General features: G+C 66.8%; 21 protein-coding genes. 6 read left to right on the top strand and 15 right to left on the bottom strand.

Annotation, left to right across the window (positions count from 1 at the left end):
- Window positions 1-133 precede the first annotated feature (133 nt).
- Window positions 134-1030: a DMT family transporter gene (locus PSA7680_RS06780; RefSeq protein WP_085867916.1), complete on the bottom strand. Its 897-nt coding sequence runs from the start codon at window positions 1028-1030 to the stop codon at window positions 134-136.
- A gap of 193 nt (window positions 1031-1223) precedes the next feature.
- Between PSA7680_RS06780 and PSA7680_RS06775 the strand changes: the two genes are divergently transcribed.
- Window positions 1224-1553, top strand: coding sequence for an ArsR/SmtB family transcription factor (locus PSA7680_RS06775; protein ID WP_085867915.1), 330 nt, complete (start codon window positions 1224-1226; stop codon window positions 1551-1553).
- A 57-nt stretch (window positions 1554-1610) separates the two neighbouring features.
- Here the strand turns inward: PSA7680_RS06775 and PSA7680_RS06770 are convergent, their stop codons facing one another.
- Entirely contained in the window at window positions 1611-2249 is a 639-nt protein-coding gene (locus tag PSA7680_RS06770; protein WP_085867914.1) for an NUDIX hydrolase, read from the bottom strand.
- An 83-nt stretch (window positions 2250-2332) separates the two neighbouring features.
- Here PSA7680_RS06770 and PSA7680_RS06765 point away from each other — a divergent pair, with 83 nt between their 5' ends.
- The gene (locus tag PSA7680_RS06765; RefSeq protein ID WP_245824499.1) at window positions 2333-2746 is read left to right on the top strand and encodes an META domain-containing protein; all 414 of its coding nucleotides are present in this window, start codon (window positions 2333-2335) and stop codon (window positions 2744-2746) included.
- Here the strand turns inward: PSA7680_RS06765 and recO are convergent.
- The 12 genes from recO to folK all read right to left on the bottom strand — a co-directional run bounded on the left by recO (window position 2725) and on the right by folK (window position 12041).
- On the bottom strand, window positions 2725-3459 hold the full coding sequence (recO, locus tag PSA7680_RS06760) for a DNA repair protein RecO (protein ID WP_085867912.1): 735 nt from the start codon (window positions 3457-3459) through the stop codon (window positions 2725-2727). The two genes, PSA7680_RS06765 and recO, sit on opposite strands and share 22 nt — an antisense overlap.
- An 82-nt stretch (window positions 3460-3541) precedes the next feature.
- On the bottom strand, window positions 3542-3874 hold the full coding sequence (locus PSA7680_RS06755; protein WP_085867911.1) for a DUF1491 family protein: 333 nt from the start codon (window positions 3872-3874) through the stop codon (window positions 3542-3544).
- Complete coding sequence (gene era / locus PSA7680_RS06750; RefSeq protein WP_085867910.1) at window positions 3871-4782, bottom strand: GTPase Era; 912 nt, start codon at window positions 4780-4782, stop codon at window positions 3871-3873. The genes PSA7680_RS06755 and era overlap by 4 nt, the downstream gene beginning before the upstream one ends.
- Window positions 4775-5464 carry a ribonuclease III gene (gene rnc, locus PSA7680_RS06745; RefSeq protein ID WP_085867909.1) on the bottom strand — a complete coding sequence of 230 codons (690 nt, stop codon included), beginning with the start codon at window positions 5462-5464 and terminating at the stop codon, window positions 4775-4777. Before rnc ends, era begins: the two co-directional genes overlap by 8 nt.
- The gene (lepB, locus tag PSA7680_RS06740) at window positions 5461-6243 is read right to left on the bottom strand and encodes a signal peptidase I (protein ID WP_085867908.1); all 783 of its coding nucleotides are present in this window, start codon (window positions 6241-6243) and stop codon (window positions 5461-5463) included. The genes rnc and lepB overlap by 4 nt, the downstream gene beginning before the upstream one ends.
- Window positions 6244-6446: 203 nt before the next feature.
- A complete protein-coding gene (gene acpS, locus PSA7680_RS06735; RefSeq protein WP_085867907.1) occupies window positions 6447-6854 on the bottom strand; it encodes a holo-ACP synthase in 408 nt (135 codons plus the stop codon).
- Window positions 6851-7282, bottom strand: coding sequence for an ABZJ_00895 family protein (locus PSA7680_RS06730; RefSeq protein ID WP_085867906.1), 432 nt, complete (start codon window positions 7280-7282; stop codon window positions 6851-6853). The genes acpS and PSA7680_RS06730 overlap by 4 nt, the downstream gene beginning before the upstream one ends.
- Window positions 7279-8034, bottom strand: coding sequence for a pyridoxine 5'-phosphate synthase (locus tag PSA7680_RS06725; RefSeq protein ID WP_085867905.1), 756 nt, complete (start codon window positions 8032-8034; stop codon window positions 7279-7281). Before PSA7680_RS06725 ends, PSA7680_RS06730 begins: the two co-directional genes overlap by 4 nt.
- A gap of 47 nt (window positions 8035-8081) precedes the next feature.
- The gene (locus PSA7680_RS06720; RefSeq protein ID WP_085867904.1) at window positions 8082-8738 is read right to left on the bottom strand and encodes a DUF2062 domain-containing protein; all 657 of its coding nucleotides are present in this window, start codon (window positions 8736-8738) and stop codon (window positions 8082-8084) included.
- 49 nt (window positions 8739-8787) lie between these two features.
- Window positions 8788-10914, bottom strand: a complete 2127-nt coding sequence (locus PSA7680_RS06715; protein WP_085867903.1) for a RelA/SpoT family protein — start codon at window positions 10912-10914, stop codon at window positions 8788-8790.
- A 45-nt stretch (window positions 10915-10959) separates the two neighbouring features.
- Window positions 10960-11313: a DNA-directed RNA polymerase subunit omega gene (gene rpoZ / locus PSA7680_RS06710; RefSeq protein WP_085867902.1), complete on the bottom strand. Its 354-nt coding sequence runs from the start codon at window positions 11311-11313 to the stop codon at window positions 10960-10962.
- Between the two features lie 113 nt (window positions 11314-11426).
- Entirely contained in the window at window positions 11427-12041 is a 615-nt protein-coding gene (gene folK, locus PSA7680_RS06705; RefSeq protein ID WP_245824497.1) for a 2-amino-4-hydroxy-6-hydroxymethyldihydropteridine diphosphokinase, read from the bottom strand.
- Between the two features lie 97 nt (window positions 12042-12138).
- Here folK and PSA7680_RS06700 point away from each other — a divergent pair, with 97 nt between their 5' ends.
- Window positions 12139-12717, top strand: a complete 579-nt coding sequence (locus PSA7680_RS06700) for a LabA-like NYN domain-containing protein (protein WP_085867901.1) — start codon at window positions 12139-12141, stop codon at window positions 12715-12717.
- An 85-nt stretch (window positions 12718-12802) separates the two neighbouring features.
- Here PSA7680_RS06700 and PSA7680_RS06695 read toward each other — a convergent pair whose 3' ends face one another.
- The gene (locus PSA7680_RS06695) at window positions 12803-13693 is read right to left on the bottom strand and encodes a LysR family transcriptional regulator (RefSeq protein ID WP_176244090.1); all 891 of its coding nucleotides are present in this window, start codon (window positions 13691-13693) and stop codon (window positions 12803-12805) included.
- A 94-nt stretch (window positions 13694-13787) separates the two neighbouring features.
- On the opposite strand from PSA7680_RS06695, the gene PSA7680_RS06690 reads away from it, so the two are divergent.
- From PSA7680_RS06690 to PSA7680_RS06680, 3 genes are all read left to right on the top strand, one after another.
- Complete coding sequence (locus PSA7680_RS06690) at window positions 13788-14846, top strand: NAD(P)-dependent alcohol dehydrogenase (RefSeq protein ID WP_085867899.1); 1059 nt, start codon at window positions 13788-13790, stop codon at window positions 14844-14846.
- A 161-nt stretch (window positions 14847-15007) separates the two neighbouring features.
- On the top strand, window positions 15008-15487 hold the full coding sequence (locus PSA7680_RS06685; RefSeq protein WP_085867898.1) for a lysozyme inhibitor LprI family protein: 480 nt from the start codon (window positions 15008-15010) through the stop codon (window positions 15485-15487).
- Between the two features lie 70 nt (window positions 15488-15557).
- Window positions 15558-16757, top strand: a complete 1200-nt coding sequence (locus tag PSA7680_RS06680) for an FAD-dependent monooxygenase (RefSeq protein ID WP_085867897.1) — start codon at window positions 15558-15560, stop codon at window positions 16755-16757.
- Window positions 16758-16776 lie beyond the last annotated feature (19 nt).

Below are 16776 nucleotides of genomic sequence, written 5' to 3'. Positions count from 1 at the left end.
CTTGCTAGGGAGTCCGAAGCTCAGAGTCAACGGTGTAGGCGACCTACCTAAGGTATTGATTAAAAACAGTTATAGCAAGCCCGCGCCGGCACACATTGCCGCAGGTGACGCCCGGAGCGCCCGGAAACGATATTCAACCATCCGGTTGAGGTTTCAGGAAGCGCCGCGGGAGCCGTCCGTCGATGAAGATCAGGCCGGAGAAGATCACCGCCATGCCGGCGATCTGCGCGGGGCCGATCGGCTCTGCGAGGATCAGCACCCCGAGCAGCACCGCGGACACCGGCGTGAGGAAGGTGATCGTGCTGGCCGTGGTGCCGCCGACGATGGGGATCAGCCAGAACAGCAGGATGAAGGCCCCGGCCGTCAGAACGAAGCCGATGACGAAGAGCGCGGCCCAGGTTTCGGCGCGCTCGATGTGGGGCATGCCTTCCAGCCCCAGCGCAACGGGCGCAAGCATCGCCGTGCCGATCAACAGTGACCACGCGGTGAGCAGCGTGCGGTTCATCCCGTCGAAGCGGCGCATCAGGTTGAGCGCGATACCGTAGCAGAAGGGTGCGATCATGGTGGCCAGAAGCGCCCAGGGATCAGAGGCCCCCTGCCCCCGGAACGCCGGCGACACGAGCACGACGATCCCCGCCAGCCCCAGCCCCACGCCGATGGACTTCATCCAGGTGGCCCGCTCGCCGCCGGGCCAGAAATGGCTGACGGCGACGGCCATCACCGGGGTCGTCGCGTTGACGATGCCGGCGGCGGAGGAGGTGATGTATTGCTGCGTCACCGGGAAGACCGTGAGAGGAATGGCGTATTGGATCGCGGCAAACAGGGTCAACACGCCGAGGCTGCCCGCCGGAATGCGCATCGGCGCCCTCCGGGCCAGCAGCCAGATCCAGCAGCCCAGCGCCCCCGTGCCGACACGGCCGAGCGCCACGGTGAGCGGCCCCAGTTCGCGCAGCAGGATCTCGTTGAAGAAGAAGGAAGACCCCCACCCCAACCCGAGCAGAAGAATGAGCCCCCAGTAGCGCAGTTGCATGTGGCGTCCTTTCACCGTGTTTCGCTTTCCTAGACGTGGCGCGCCGCCTTGGCCAATCGCATTTGCTGATGGCCGCCATCATCATCGCCCCCCTTTGCGCCACCGGGCAGCAGCCGCCAATCCGTTTCCGGCGCATCCCCGCCAGCTTGACCGCCGCGCAGCGCGCCGCTAGGCCAGAAGGGTGACCAGAAGCGTGCCCCTCGATACCGTCTTTGCCGCCCTCGCGGACCCAACGCGGCGGCAGATCCTCTCCATGCTCCTCGAGGATGACATGGCCGTCACCGACGTGGCGGAGCCGTTCGACATGTCGCTCGCGGCGATCTCCAAACATCTGAACGTGCTCACCAATGCCGGGCTCATCAGCCAGGAGAAACGCGGCCGCGTGAAATGGTGCAAGCTCGAACCGGACGCCCTGCGCGATGCCTCGATCTGGATGCAGAGCTTCGGGCAGTTCGAGGCGGTGAACCTCGAGGCCTTCGAGCGCTTCCTTGAGCGCGAGATTTCGGACCTCGGCGAGGGCTGACGCGAGGCCAGGGCGATACGGTGCCCGGCGCCGCCTCGCCCTGGGCGGCCCCGGCCTTTATCTGATCGGCGCGGTTTCGTCGAAATCCGTGGCGCGCGCGGGGTCGGCGGCATGGCGGAAGGCCATCTCGATGTCGCTCGCGTGCACCCGGACCGCCGAGAGCGGCGGCAGGGCTTCGGGGGCGAAGAAGGCCGCCTCGGTGGTCTCGTGGGCCGGGCTGGGCTCCGCCGCCCCCGCTTCTTCGCAGAGGAAGTAGAGTTTGTAGAAATCCCGCGGATCGGGCGGGAAAGGCCCCTTGGCCTTGTGCCGCAGCAGGTAGAGGTGCCGGGCGCGCACGGTCAGCCCGGCTTCCTCCCGGATTTCCTTCTCGATGTTCTCCGCGGGCGAAAGCCCCACGTCGCAATAGCCGCCGGGAAGCGACCAGAGCCCGTCCGTGGCCTCCTTCACCAGCAGGATCCGGCCATCGCGGATCACCGCGCCGCGCACTTCCACGCGGGGCGTCGCGTATCCCTCTTCGGGGCGCGGCAGGCCGTGCAGATCCGGGATCGGCATCGAGAGCAGATCGGCCAGAAGCGCCTCGGCGATGGCACCGATTTCCGCGTAGCGTTCGCGGTCGTAGGCATCCTGCGTGAAATGCAACCCTGTGGCGGCGAGCGCCTGAAGGCGCTTGAGGCGCGTGAGCCGGGGATCTTCCATGGGATCACCTCCTTTGCCCCAGCGATGCCTGCGCGGCGCGGCGCGATCAAGCCCGCGAAGCGAAGGGGCTGGCGCCGGACGCCATGCTGTGGCAGGCATGTGCCATGCTGCGCGCCACCTTCCTGCTTGCCCTCGGACTTTCCGCCTGCCAACCCGACGAGACGATCTCGGGCTATGCCGGCACGGACCGCGAATGGCGGCTCGTCGAGGCCGTTGGCCAGCCGATCACCCAGCGGATCACCCTGACCTTCCCGGAAGAGGGCGAGATCGCCGGCCACGCCCCCTGCAACGCCTACACCGCACGGCAGACGCTGCCCTATCCGTGGTTCAAGATCGAAGGCCTGGCGGCCACGCGCGCGGCCTGCCCCGAACTGGAACTGGAGGGCACCTATTTCGCCATGCTGATGAGCATGAGTCTTTCGGAAGTCGCCGGCGATACGCTGATCCTGTCGAACGAGGCCGGGATGCAGCTCGTCTATCGCGCCGCGCCCGACTGACGCCCCAGCAGATCCAGCAACCGCTGGCGCGCGGCCGGCAGCGGCTTGCCGGCGAGGCCCCGCGCAATGCGGCTGTCGAGAAAATGGCCCGAAAGCGCGAAGCCCTGCGAAAGCTCCCCCGGTTCCGGCGGCCGGCCCTCGGCGAGGAAGGCGGGCAGCGGCAGAAGCCGGTCGGCCCACTCCCCGGCACCCGCGGCGCTCACCGCGCGGCCCGTCTTGGGAGAGACGTAGGCAAGGCCGCTTTGCGCCCCCGTCACCGCGCAGACATCCAGCGACAGGCCGAACCCCAGCGCCCGCAGAAGCGCCAGTTCCCATTGCAGGTAGGCGTAGGGCCAGTGCGCGCTTTCGCCAAGCAGATCCAGCACCGTCTGGGTCTGTTCGTAGAGGCGGGGGTGGGGTTCGCGCTCTGGCAGGGCGAAACTGATCAGGGCGCAGATGGCGTTGAGCCCAGCCAGCGGCACCCGTTCCGCCAGCAACCCCGCGCGGCTCCGGCGCGGCTCGACCGTGAAGGCGCCGATGTGATCTTCCAGCCGCGCGCGCCAGGTCAGATCCAGCTGCGCCCCCGGTTGCAGGATCGGCGCGATCTTGCGGCTGGTGCCGCCGCGCACCACGCCGGCGTGCCGCCCATGCCCCTCGGTGAACACCTCGATGATCGCGGAGGTCTCCCCGTGGCGCCGCACGGCGACCAACATGCCTTCTTCCCGCCACTCCATGCCGTCAGTTCACCGCGCCTTTCCGCTCAGCTTTCCGCTCAGCAGGTCAGTTACCCTGCACGGCATTCTTCCCGCGAGGGCCTCAGCCGGCAAGCCCGTCTTCCTCAAGCAGGTGGCGCCCGGCGCGATCCTCCACTTCGATGACCCAGAGATCCGGATCGAAGGAGCGCTGGCGCGCGATGGCGGCGTCCACATCCGCCTCGGCCCCTTCGGCCAGCACCACCCAGGCGCGCTCGCCCGTCATCAGGTCGAAGCTGCGCTGGAAGGCGCGGGCCTGGCCGTCGAGCGTGTTGAGCTTGACCAGGACGGCGCCGGCCGTGAGATCGCCCTTGGCGGTGACAAAGGCCGGAATGTCGCGCAGCCGCAGCCGCGTGAGGTAGGCAGAGACCCAGAACTCCGCCGTCAGCCGGCTCATGCGTTGCCGTCTTTGAAATCGAGGCCCATCTCGGAGTAGCGCTCCTTCTCCTCAAGCCAGTTCGGGCGCACCTTCACCTGGAGGAACAGGTGCACCGGACGGCCCAGGAACTCCTGAAGCTCGGCGCGGGCCGCCTGCGAGACGCCCTTGATGGTTTCGCCCTTCTTGCCGAGGATGATCCCCTTGTGGCCATCGCGCGCCACGTAGATCACCTGATCGATGCGGGCGGAGCCGTCCTTGCGCTCTTCCCAGTTCTCTGTTTCCACGGTGAGCTGGTAGGGCAGCTCCTGGTGCAGGCGCAGGGTGAGTTTTTCGCGGGTCATCTCGGCGGCGATCATGCGCATGGGCAGATCGGCGATCTGATCTTCCGGGTAGAGCCACGGCCCGGCGGGCACCTCCTGCGCCAGCCACTTGCGCAGATCCTCCACGCCGTGGCCCTTCTCGGCGGAAATCATGAAGGTCTCGGCAAAGGCGAAGCGCTCGTTCAGATCCTTGGTGAGCTTCAGCAGAACCTCCGAGGCCACGCGGTCGATCTTGTTGATCGCCAGCGCGACCTTCCGGCCGGTTTCGCGCTCCTTCAGCCCGTCGAGAATGGCCTCGACGCCTTCGGTGATGCCCCGGTGGGCCTCCACCATCATCACCACGACATCGGCATCGGCGGCACCCGTCCAGGCGGCGGCGACCATGGCGCGGTCCAGCCGGCGGCGCGGACGGAACAGGCCGGGCGTGTCCACGAAGACGATCTGGCTTTCGCCCTCGATCGCGACGCCGCGGATGCGGGCGCGGGTTGTCTGCACCTTGTGCGTCACGATCGAGACCTTGGCCCCGACCATGCGGTTCAGCAGCGTCGATTTCCCGGCGTTGGGTTCCCCGATCAGGGCAACGAAGCCGGCACGCGTATCACTCATCATCTTTCTCCATACGGGCCAGCAACGCCTTGGCGGCGGCCTGTTCGGCCTGCCGCTTCGAACCGGCCGTGGCCTTTTCGCTTTCGCCGCTTTCCAGCTTCACCTCGATGGTGAAAACGGGGGCGTGATCCGGGCCTTCCCGTTTGAGCTGCGTGTAGCGCGGCGGTTGTTGTTTGCGGGCCTGCGCCCATTCCTGGAGCGCCGTCTTGGCGTCCCGGCTGTCGGTCTCCACGGTGTGGATGCGGTTGCCCCAGAGCTTCAGCACCATGGCCTGCGCCGTTTCGAAACCGGCATCGAGGTACACGGCCGCGATCACGGCCTCCATGGCATCGCCCAGGAGCGCGGCCTTGCGCCGCCCGCCAGACATCATCTCGGAGCGCCCGAGTTTCAAGACCGCCCCCAGATCGACCTCGCGTGCCACGTCGGCACAGGTCTCCTTGCGCACGAGGGCGTTGAAGCGCGGGGCCAGCTGGCCCTCGGTGGCCTCGGAATCGGCGGCGAAGAGCGCGCCCGCCATCGTCAGGCCGAGCACGCGGTCGCCGAGGAACTCGAGGCGCTGGTTGTCCTTCCGGGTAGGCGACGCCATGGAGGAATGCGTAACGGCCCGCAGCAGAAGCTCGGGCCGTTTGAACCTGTGCCCGATGCGGGCCTCGAACGCTTTCAGTTCAGCGGATAGTTTCACTCGATCCTCTTGAAGAAACGGTCGCCGCGCCACGTCCAGACGTAGAACAGGGAGCGGCCGGCGGAAGAGAACATCACCCGGTCGGCGCGGCCGATCAGGTTTTCGTAGGGCACGAAGCCGACCCCGCCCACCTGCTGGGACACGCGGCTGTCGGTGGAGTTGTCGCGGTTGTCGCCCATGAAGAAGTAGTGGCCTTCGGGCACCGTGAAGACGCCGGTGTTGTCGGTGGCGGAATTGGTGATGTTGAGAATGGAATGCGAGACGCCGCCGGGCAGCGTTTCGATGAACTTGTCCTTCTCGCAGTCGGCCCCGATGCCCACGGGCGTGGTGCAGCGCGGCATGTTGCCCACCGGGCCCTGCTTTTCGAAGGTCTCGGTGAAGGTGCCGGCAGGCGTCTGCACGGCCTCTTCGCCATTGATGAAAAGCACGCCGTCGCGCACCTGGATTCTGTCGCCGGGCAGGCCGATCAGGCGCTTGATGAAATCGGTGTTGTTCACCGGGTGGCGGAACACGACGACATCCCCGCGTTCCGGCTCGCTGCCGAAGATCCGGCCCGGGATCGGGCACATGGAGAAGGGGCAGGAGTGCTTGGAGTAGCCATAGGCCATCTTGTTGACGAAAAGGAAATCGCCGATCAGCAGCGTGTCCTTCATCGAGCCCGAGGGGATCCAGAAGGGCTGGAAGAAGAGCGTCCGGAAGACGCCGGCGATCAGAAGCGCGTAGACGACCGTCTTGACGGTCTCCATGATGCCTTCTTCTTTTTCTGCTTTCGCGGCCATGAAAGGGATTCCTGCTCGGGATTGGTTGGGTTTGTCTTGGCCTCAGCGCCGCGGGGTGTCAACCCGGGGGGCGGGCGAAGACCTGACAGGGTTGTGCGTCGAACCGAAGGGCGGCGCGTGCCTGGGCGGGCGCGAAAGCGCCTGCCGGGGGGCAGGCAGGCGCTGCCCGGCGTGCCGCCGGGCGACACCGGCAAAGGGATTCGTCAGACACGCACAATGGGCCGCGCCTCGATCACCACGAAGGCCTGCGCCCAGGGGTGATCGTCTGTCAGGGTTACATGGATGATCGCCTCGTGGCCCTCGGGAGTCATCGCCTTCAGCCGCTCCGCCGCCCAGCCCGTGACATGCATGACCGGCTGGCCGCTGCGCAGATTGGTGACGCTCATGTCCTTCCAGGCGATGCCCATGCGCAGGCCGGTGCCCAGCGCCTTGGAACAGGCCTCCTTCGCGGCCCAGCGCTTGGCATAGGTGCCAGCCGTATCCCGCCGGCGCTCGGCCTTGGCCTGCTCCGCCTCGGTGAAGACGCGGTTGCGGAAGCGATCGCCAAAGCGTTCCAGCGTGGCCTCGATCCGCTCGATGTTGGCCAGATCGGTGCCGATGCCGAGGATCATTCGCCTGCCTTCTGCGCCAGCTTGCGGGCCTCGGTCCGATGCCCGATCGAGAGGAAGGACGCGTTGACGACGAAGGCCGCGACGAGCGTGAAGAGCGTGAGCCCGTAGCGCGCCGCGCCGCCGCCCGGCATGGTGAAGGCCTCGCCCAGCGTGAGGCGCAGGATCACGAACAGGCAAAGGGCGATCACGGCGAAGATCAGCGTGCAGAGGCCCGCCGCACCGGCGAGCATCTTGAGATCCGGCGCCGGGGCCTTTCCGCGCGCAGCGATCTGCCCCTCGCGGGCCGCCGCCAGCATCAGCGGCACGAGAACCGTCGCCGCCGGCGGGATTCGGACGCCCAGGTACTGAAGCGTCAGCGCGTTCAGGATCGCCAGAGCGAAGACGGTGGCGATCACGGTGCCGCCGTAGCGGATCAGGTTCGGCTTCATGCGCGGGCCTCGTCCATCAGCCGCCGCATTTCGGCGATTGCCGGAGACAGACCGCGGAAGATCGCTTCGCCGATCAGGAAATGGCCGATGTTGAGCTCCATGACTTCCGGAAAAGCCGCCACCGGCTGCACGGTTTCATAGGTCAGCCCGTGGCCCGCGTGCACCTCAAGCCCCAGCGAATGCGCGAAGGCCGACATCTCGCGCAGGGCCTCCAGCTCGCGGTCGCGGTCGGCGAAGCGCCCCTCGGCATGGGCATCGCAATAGGCACCGGTGTGCAGCTCGATCACCGCCGCGCCGATCCGGTGCGCCGCCTCGATCTGGCGCTTGTCGGCGGCGATGAAGATCGACACCCGGCAGCCCGCATCGCGCAGCGGCGCGATGAAATGGGCCAGGCGGTTTTCCTCCCGCGCGACTTCCAGCCCGCCCTCGGTGGTCCGCTCCTCGCGTTTCTCCGGCACGATGCACACGGCATGGGGCTTGTGGCGCAAGGCGATGGCCTGCATTTCTTCGGTGGCCGCCATCTCGAAGTTCAGCGGCACGGTGAGCACCTCCATCAGCCCCTCGATGTCGGCGTCCGAGATGTGACGGCGATCCTCGCGCAGGTGCGCGGTGATGCCATCGGCCCCGGCCTCTTCGGCCAGTTTGGCCGCGCGCAGCGGATCGGGGTAGGCCCCGCCGCGGGCGTTGCGCACGGTGGCCACGTGATCGATGTTGACGCCAAGCCGCAGCTTGCCAAGGGGGGCGGTCGTCATGGTGCGGTGTTTCCTTCCTCTGTCGCGCCGGGTCTGCGATGCGCAGGTTAACGCCCGGAGGCGGCCTCGTCAGCCGCCTTCGCGGCCTTGGAGCGGAGTTGTTCGAGTTTCTTCTTCAGCCGGCCCTTGCGGCGTTTCTGGTAGGCCGCGATCACCGGAACGCTCATGTAGTAGGCCACGATGCCGGCAATCAGGCCGGGGATCAGCCCACCCACGAGATAGGGCAGGTAGACATCGTGGTAGAACTGGCCCAGCTGGGACCAGTCCGCGGTGCGATCGGAAAAGATGGCGAGGAAGTTGTCCTTCACGTCGGCCGCCGCGCCCCGGAAATTCTGGTAGAGCGAGCGGCTTTCCTCTGCGCTGTATGTCTCCCCGATCAGGAAGTGGCCCGTCTTCATCGAAACGACGGCGATGAAGGGGAAGGTGATCGGGTTGCCGAAGAAGGTGGCCAGCAGAGAGGCCACGACATTGCCGCGCAGGATCATCGCGAGGAGGGCCGCGGCGAAGAAATGCAGCCCGAAGAACGGGGTGAAACACACGAAGACGCCGGCGAAGATGCCGCGCGCTATCTTCTCGGGGGTGTCCGGCAGGCGGCGCAGCCGGTGCTTGAGGTAGCTGAATCCCCGGCCCCAGCCCCGCCGCGGATAGACGAAATCCATCACGGCGTGGTGCAGTGGGCGTCTGTCTCGGCGTTTGAAAACCAACGGGCGTATCCTTGCCGGGTTTCGGGGCGGGTTCAGTGCGGGTGCAGGGCTAGGGGTTGTCCTTGCGGGTCAGGTCGCGCAGGCGCTCCACCGCGGCAACGTCCGTCTCGGCGTCCAGGGCGGTGATGATGGCATGGAGATGCTCCACGTCCCTCACCTCGACGTCGATGTACAGGCGGTAGAAATCCGGCTTGCGATCCTTGAAGTGCAGATCCGAGATATTGGCCTTCTGCTCCCCGATCAATGTGCAGATTCGTCCCAGCACGCCGGCATCGTTGGAAAGAGTCACGTCCAGCGTCACGTCGTAGGCCGCCTTGTGCCGCCCGGAGTGCCAGTGCAGATCCACCCAGCGCTCCATCTGGTCTTCGTAGTCGCCCATGCGCGGGCAGTCGATGGCGTGCACCACGACCCCTGCCCCGCGGAAGGTGAGCCCCACGATCCGTTCGCCCGGAACGGGCTGGCAGCAGGGCGCCCGGTGGAAGCTCTGGTCTTCGGACAGGCCGATCACGGCGCGGGAGGCGTCGATCTCCGCACCGCTTTCGGGGGCGAGATCCGGGTAGAGCACTTCCACCACGTCCCGCGCTTTCAGCTCCGCGCTGCCCAGCCGCGCCAGCAGTTCCTCGGCGTCCTTCAGGCGCAGGTTGGCGGCGGCGGTGCGCAGCGCTTTGTCCGTCACCTTCTTGCCGACATGCTCGAAGGCCACGCGCGCCAGTTCGCGGCCGAGCTTGATGAAGCGCTCGCGATCCTCCTCGCGCAGCGACCGGCGGATGGCGGCCTTGGCGCGCCCCGTCGTCACGATGTCGAGCCACGTGGCCTGCGGGCGCTGGCCCTCGGCGGTGATGATCTCCACCGACTGGCCGTTCTTCAGACGCGTCCAGAGCGGCACGCGCAGCCCATCGACCTTGGCGCCCACGCAGCTGTCGCCGATGCGGGTGTGGATCGCGTAGGCGAAATCGAGCGGCGTCGCCCCGCGCGGCAGCTTGACCACCTCGCCCTTGGGCGTGAAGCAGAAGACCTGGTCCGAATACATCTCGAGCTTCACGTGCTCGAGGAATTCATCGGTGTTCTCGGCGCTGTCGAACCGCTCCGTCAGCCCGGCGACCCATTTCGCCGGGTCCACCGCGAAGGGGTTCTCGCCGCGCACGCCGTCACGGTAGGCCCAATGCGCCGCGACGCCGGATTCGGCCACCTCGTGCATCTGGCGCGTCCGGATCTGGACTTCGACGCGTTTGCCGTCCCGGCCGGATACCGTGGTGTGGATCGAGCGGTAGCCGTTGGATTTCGGCTGGCTGATGTAATCCTTGAACCGCCCCGGCACCGCGCGCCAGCGGCGGTGGATCGCGCCGAGCACCCGGTAGCAATCCGCGTCCGACTTGGTGATGACCCGGAAGCCGTAGATGTCGGAGAGGCGGGAGAAGCCGATGTGCTTGGCCTCCATCTTGCGCCAGATCGAATAGGGCTTCTTGGCCCGGCCGAAGACGTCGGCCTCGATGCCGGCGTCGTCCAGTTCCTTGCGGATGTCGCGGGTGATCTTGTGGATCACGTCGCCGGTTTCGCGCTGGAGCGTGATGAAGCGGCGGATGATCGAGTTGCGGGCCTCGGGGTTGAGCACGCGGAAAGCGAGATCCTCAAGCTCCTCGCGCATCCAGTGCATCCCCATGCGCCCGGCCAGCGGCGCGAAAATGTCCATCGTTTCGCGGGCCTTCTGGGCCTGCTTCTCCGGGCTCATCGCCTTGATGGTGCGCATGTTGTGCAGGCGGTCGGCGAGCTTGACGAGGATCACCCGCAGATCCTTGCTCATCGCCATGAACAGCTTGCGGAAGTTCTCGGCCTGCTTGGTGCCGGAGGAGGACAGCTGCAGGTTCGTCAGCTTGGTGACGCCATCCACCAGCTCCGCGACCTCGGTGCCGAACATCTCGGCCACTTCGCCATAAGTGGATTTGGTGTCCTCGATGGTGTCGTGCAGGAGCGCGGTGATGATCGTATCGTCATCGAGCCGCTGCTCGGTCAGGATCGCGGCGACGGCCACCGGATGGGTGAAATAGGGCTCGCCGGAGCGGCGGAACTGCCCCTCGTGCATGGCCATCCCGTAGGCATAGGCCTTCCGGATGCGTTCCGCGTCGGTATTGGGATTGTAGTTGCGGACCAGCGCGATCAGGTCTTCGACTGCGATCATCTCCGGTCCGCGCCCTTCACGGGTTGTGAGGTTCCTGACGTTGCCTCAGCGCTGCCCCTGCGCTTCCATCAGCGCGCGCAGCAGTTTCTCTTCGCTCATGTCGTCCTGCGCCGGCTTGTCCTGCTCGGCACCCATCAGAAGCGCCATCGCGTCTTCTTCCGGCTCGTCCACCTCGATCTGGGTCTGGTTGGATTCGATCAGGCGCTCGCGCAGCTCCTGTGCCGACTGGGTTTCCTCGGCGATCTCGCGCAGGGCGACGACGGGGTTCTTGTCGTTGTCACGATCCACGGTGATCTCGGCGCCGGCGGAGATTTCGCGAGCACGGTGCGCGGCGAGCATGACCAGCTCGAACCGGTTCGGAACCTTGTCTACGCAATCTTCTACGGTAACGCGGGCCATGACGACTCCATTTTCCTGCAGGGTGTGTCGAAGCCGCCTATCTAGGCCCTCGGACGGGTATTGACAAGCGCAAAACAGGGGCGTTTGCCCCATATTTCACGGATTTGAACGGTTCACGCACCGGCCCGGCGGCTCTCCGCCAGCGGCTCGACCCCTTCGCAGGCCTCGGCAGACAGGGATTCGCGCATCTGCGCCACCGTGAGCCCCAGAACGGGATGGCGCCACTCCGGCGCGACCTCGGCGAGGGGAATCAGCACGAAGGCACGCTCCTGGAGGCGGGGATGCGGCAGCACCAGATCATCGGGCGCGCGCAGGCGCTGCTCCTGCTCGGGCAGGTTGCGCCAACGATCCTGCGTGGCGAGATCGGGCAGGACGAGATCCCCGTAGGCCAGCAGATCAAGGTCCAGTGTGCGCTGACCCCAGCGCTCGACCCGCTCGCGCCCGAAGGCGGCTTCGATCCGGTGCAGGGCGTCCAGAAGCGGGCGCGGCGCAAGGCGCGTTTCCAGCGCGATGGCCGCGTTCACGTAGTCCGGCCCGGCGCCGGCCGGAAAGCAAGGGGTGCGGAAAAAGCGGCTTCTTCGGCGAATCGTGCCCACCTCGGCGGCGAGCTCCCGGATCGCCGATTGCAGCGTCTGAAGCGGCGTCCCGATGGATGACGTTACGTTACCGCCCAGCGCTATCAGGGCAATTGTTTCGGTTTTGTGACTGGACGAGGGTTGAGGCACCACGGCGATTGCCCTATTTTTAAGGTGGTTTCGCGATCATCTCTATTTTTCACTCACTCACAACACGATCGCGTCTACCTTAGTTGGAAGGTTTAGATAGATGTTCTACCGAGACGAACGGCTTGCGCTGTTCATCGATGGTTCGAACCTGTATGCCGCTGCCAAAGCGCTTGGGTTTGACATCGATTACAAGCTCCTCCGTCAGGAATTCATGCGTCGGGGCAAACTCCTTCGCGCCTTTTACTACACGGCGCTTCTGGAAAACGACGACTACTCGCCGATCCGCCCGCTGGTGGACTGGCTCAACTACAACGGCTTCACCATGGTGACCAAGCCGGCCAAGGAGTACACGGACTCCCAGGGCCGCCGCAAGGTCAAGGGGAACATGGACATCGAGCTGACGGTGGATGCCATGGAGCTTGCTCCGCATGTGGATCACATCGTGCTGTTCTCCGGGGATGGGGATTTCCGGCCGCTCGTGGAAAGCCTGCAACGCCAGGGCGTGCGGGTCTCCGTTGTCTCCACGATCCGTTCGCAGCCGCCGATGATCGCCGATGAACTCCGCCGTCAGGCCGACAACTTCATCGAGCTGGACGAACTGCGCGAAGTGATCGGCCGCCCCCCGCGCGAACCGCGCGAGGAAGCCGCGCCGGCCCAGATGGCAGAAGAACGCCAGTAAGCCGCGACACACCAGACTGCGAAAAGGCCGGAGCATCAGCTCCGGTCTTTTCGTTTTTGGCATCGTCCAAACGGCTGCGCGCGCCTCACCCGATCGGGAAATGCTCGGCGAGGTAATCGAAGGCCAGCCGCACGCGCCGGTTCGATTTCACTTCGCGATGGGCCACCAGCCACACCGGAAAGCGCATGGGATCGGCCTCGGGCAGCACCCGCTCCACGTCTGGTGCCGCATCGGCCTGCAGGCAGGGAAAGACCCCGACGCCCAGCCCGGCGCGCACCATGTCCCACTGCACGAGGTGACTGTTGCTCAAGGCCACGAAATCGCCGTCCTGCGCGGGGTATCCCATCCGGTTCAACCCGGCCACCATCTGCGCATTGTCGCAGAAGCCGATCATCCCCAGCGCCAGCATTTCGGCCGCGTCCCGTGGGCGACCCCGGCGATCCAGCAGGGATTTCGCGGCATAGAAGCCGCCGGTGCTGTCGCCCAGCTTGCGGGCGATGAGATCAGGCTGCGTGGGCTGCGTGTTGCGGATCGCGATGTCGGCTTCTCTCCGGCGCAGGTCCCGCACGTCGTTGGCCGCCACGATCTCGATCTGGATGCCGGGATGCCGGGCCCGGAATCCCACCATCAACTCCGCGAGGATCCGCGCCGAAAAGAACTCGCTGGCGGTGATGCAGAGGTTGCCCTCCAGCGATTGCGACTGCCCCGAAGCGGTGAGCGCCACGTTCGCCGCGGCCTCGCCCATCGCGCGCACATGCTCAACCATCTCGCGCCCCGCGGGGGTGAGCGCCAGCCGCGTGCCCTCGCGCTCGAACAGGGCGACGCCCAGTTCCTCCTCCAGCGCGGAGACCTGCCGGCCCAGCGTCGGCTGGGTCATCCCCAGCGCCCGCGCAGCCGCGGAGAGCGAACCCTCCTCGGCGGTCACCAGAAAAGCCCGCGCCCGGTTCCAGTCAAATCCGACAGAGCGCCAATCCATGCAGATACGCATAGCGATTATCTGAATTCCGTCAATTCTGCCGCGCCGGTCGGCCGTCTATCTTCCGCCGTGATCGAAGCACGGAGACAGACGGATGAAAGCGATTGTTCACACGCGGTACGGCGGCCCTGAAGTCCTCAGCCTGGGCGAGGCGCCGCTGCCCAAAACCGGAGAGGACGAGATCCTGGTGAAGGTTCACGCGAGTTCGGTGACCACGGCGGACTGGCGGATGCGCGCCGCCGCCTTTCCGCCCGCACTCTGGCTTCCGGGCCGGCTGATGACGGGCCTGTTCCGGCCCCGCCACGCCATCCCGGGCGGAGAGTTCGCCGGGCGGGTCGTGGAAACCGGGCGCGCGGTGCGCCGCTTCAAACCGGGCGACAGCGTGTTCGGCTTCAGCGGCCACGGGGCGAACGCCGAGTTCCTCGCCATCCGCGAAGACGCCTGCGTCGCGCCCAGCCCGGCCTCTCTGAGCTTCGCCGAAGCCGCCGCCCTGCCCTTCGGCGGGCTGGCCGCGCTCGTCTTCCTGCGGGATTTCGCCCGGGTCTCGCCCGGCCAGGACGTGCTGGTGGTCGGGGCGACGGGTGGCGTGGGCAGCTATGCCGTGCAGATCGCCAGGGCGCTCGGTGCGCGGGTGACGGCCGTGTGCAGCGCCGCGAACGGCTGGCTCGCCCGGGATCTGGGCGCAGAGGATGTGATCGACTACCACACCGAATCGCCCCTTGATCGCCCCCGCCGCTACGACGTCGTTTTCGATACCGTCGGCGCCATGAACGTGCCTGCCTCGCGCGCAATCCTGAAGCCCGGCGGGCTTTTCCTGCCGCTCAATTTCTCCCTGCCCGAGATCTACCATGCGCTGCGTGGCCGCATGTTCGGCGGGCCGCGCGTCCACATCGGCGTCAACGCAGACAGGGCGGAGGATCTGGAAACCCTCGCCGAGATGGTCTGGAACGGGCAGCTGCGCCCCGTGATCGACAGAATCTACCCCCTGCAGGACGTGCCCGATGCCCATGCCTACGTGCAGAGGCGGCACCGCAAGGGCGCGGTCGTCATCACCACTGCCACCGGGGCTGCCCCCGCGGCGCTTCCTTCCGAAGGCGTCATGCCCGGCTTGGTGGCGGAGCCGGTGCCCCATGGCATTTGCCTCCAAGTTTAAGCGCATTTTAGCCAAATGCGCGCCCGCGCGGGAATGCGGTTAACCAGACTCTCACTCTCGGGCGGCAAGTTGGGCGCGCATCACATTCGGCCGTTACCCTGAAGGAGGCCCCGATTCCAACGCGCCCTGCCATATCCGGCCCGATTGCGGCGGCGGCTGCCGTGCTGTTCGCCGCAGCCGGGTTCCTGTCGTCCGGAGCCATCTCCCCCGCCAACGCCGACGAAGGGGACGTGGTGCAGATCATGCTGTGTTTCGACGGCGGCGGTGATCCCGGCACCTGTTCCGAAGAATTCGCCAGCCAATGCCTGGAAGAGGCCAAATCCACGTCAGAGACGGCGGGCGCCCAGCGCAGCTGCCTGGTGCGGCTCACCAGCGCATGGGATGGCATCCATGAAGGGCTGATGCGCCGCGCCGCCGCAACCTACAGCGGTGAACACCAGGCGAGGTTCAAACGCTACGTGGCCGACTGGGCCCGCTACGATGCCAGCGCCTGCGCTTTCAACGCCATGGATTTCGCCCCCGCCACCAGGGACATGGAACAGCTCTACTGCCAGCTGAAACGCGTCCTGAAGCGCGCCGAATTCCTGATCGCAAGCTACGAATCGGCACAGGTGCGCGATCCAAGGCTACCGTTGAAGTAGCCGGCCCGCCCCTGTAGCCTCGGCAGGGATTATCCGGGCCAAGCCCGGGCCAGTGATTTGAAGAGCCGCCATGCCACCTGCTTCCCCGGATGCCACGCGCCCGCCACGGCCGGAGTGCGATGTTCTCATCGTCGGCGGAGGCCCCGCCGGCCTTTCGGTGGCCGCCGGCCTGCCCCCGCAGGTGCGCTGCGTGATCGCCCACCAGGACAAGGCCATCGGCCTGCCGGTGCGCACGAGCGGCGTCAGCTGGCTCTCGGATGCAAAGGCCCTCGGCCTGCCCGATCACTGCCTCCACCCGATCCACCGGACGGACATCTACTCCGACAACGAATCCGCCCATTTCGAGATCCGGCGCCGCACCGTCGTCGCGCTGGACGTGACCCAGACCTACCGCCACCTCGCAAGCCTCTCCGACGGGCACGACAGGCAGCTGCTCCTCGCAACGAAATACCTCGGCAGCCGGCAGGACGGCGCGCGGATCATCTCTCGCTTGCGGGCCAAGGACGGCGAGCGCGAGGTGACGTCACGCTACCTCGTCGATGCCTCCGGCTGGCATTGCGCGGCCCTGAACGCCCTCGGCCTCGCAAGTCCCCCGGAGCGCCGGGCCGTGGGCATCGAATACGAATACCCGCTCCAGGGCATGGACCCGCACCGCGTCGTGCTTTTCTTCGGGCGCCACGCGCTCTCCGCCTACGGATGGGCCCTGCCCACCGGTCAGGGCACCCTGCGCCTCGGCATCGGCATCATACAACCCGACAGCGCCGAAAGCCCCAAGGCCCTGATGGAGGGTTTTCTCGCCAGCGGCGAACTGGAACGCATGGGGCTGCCCAGGCCCACCGAGATGCATGTCAACGCCGGCATCCTGCCCTCCGCGCCCTACGATCCCCGGCTGGTCTTCGGCCCGGTCGTGCGCGTCGGCGACAGCGCCAACATGGCCACCCCCACGCTGGGCGAAGGCATCCGCACCGCCATCGCTTCCGGAAAGGCCCTCGGCAAGGCCCTCGGCAAGGCGCTTGACGGCGACGCCGCCGCCTTGGGCAAGTGGGAGCGCGACTGCGCCCGCCGCTACGCGCGCAACTACCGCTTCGGCTACCTGACCAACCAGCGCGCCGCCGCCTACGGCCCCGAGGATTGGGACCGCGCCGTGCGCCGCATCCGCCGCCTCGGAGAAGACGAACTTGCGGCCGCCTTCCGCAGCGAATTCACCCTGCCGATGATGGCGCGCACACTGGCGAAGTCGGCCTGGTCCAAACTCGCCGGGCGCAGCTGAGGCGCCGCGCCCGGGCTTT

The organism is Pseudoruegeria aquimaris (assembly GCF_900172235.1).
Taxonomy (GTDB): domain Bacteria; phylum Pseudomonadota; class Alphaproteobacteria; order Rhodobacterales; family Rhodobacteraceae; genus Pseudoruegeria; species Pseudoruegeria aquimaris.
The sequence above is the reverse complement of the archived record's forward strand: the minus strand, read 5'-3'. Positions and strand labels throughout refer to the sequence as shown.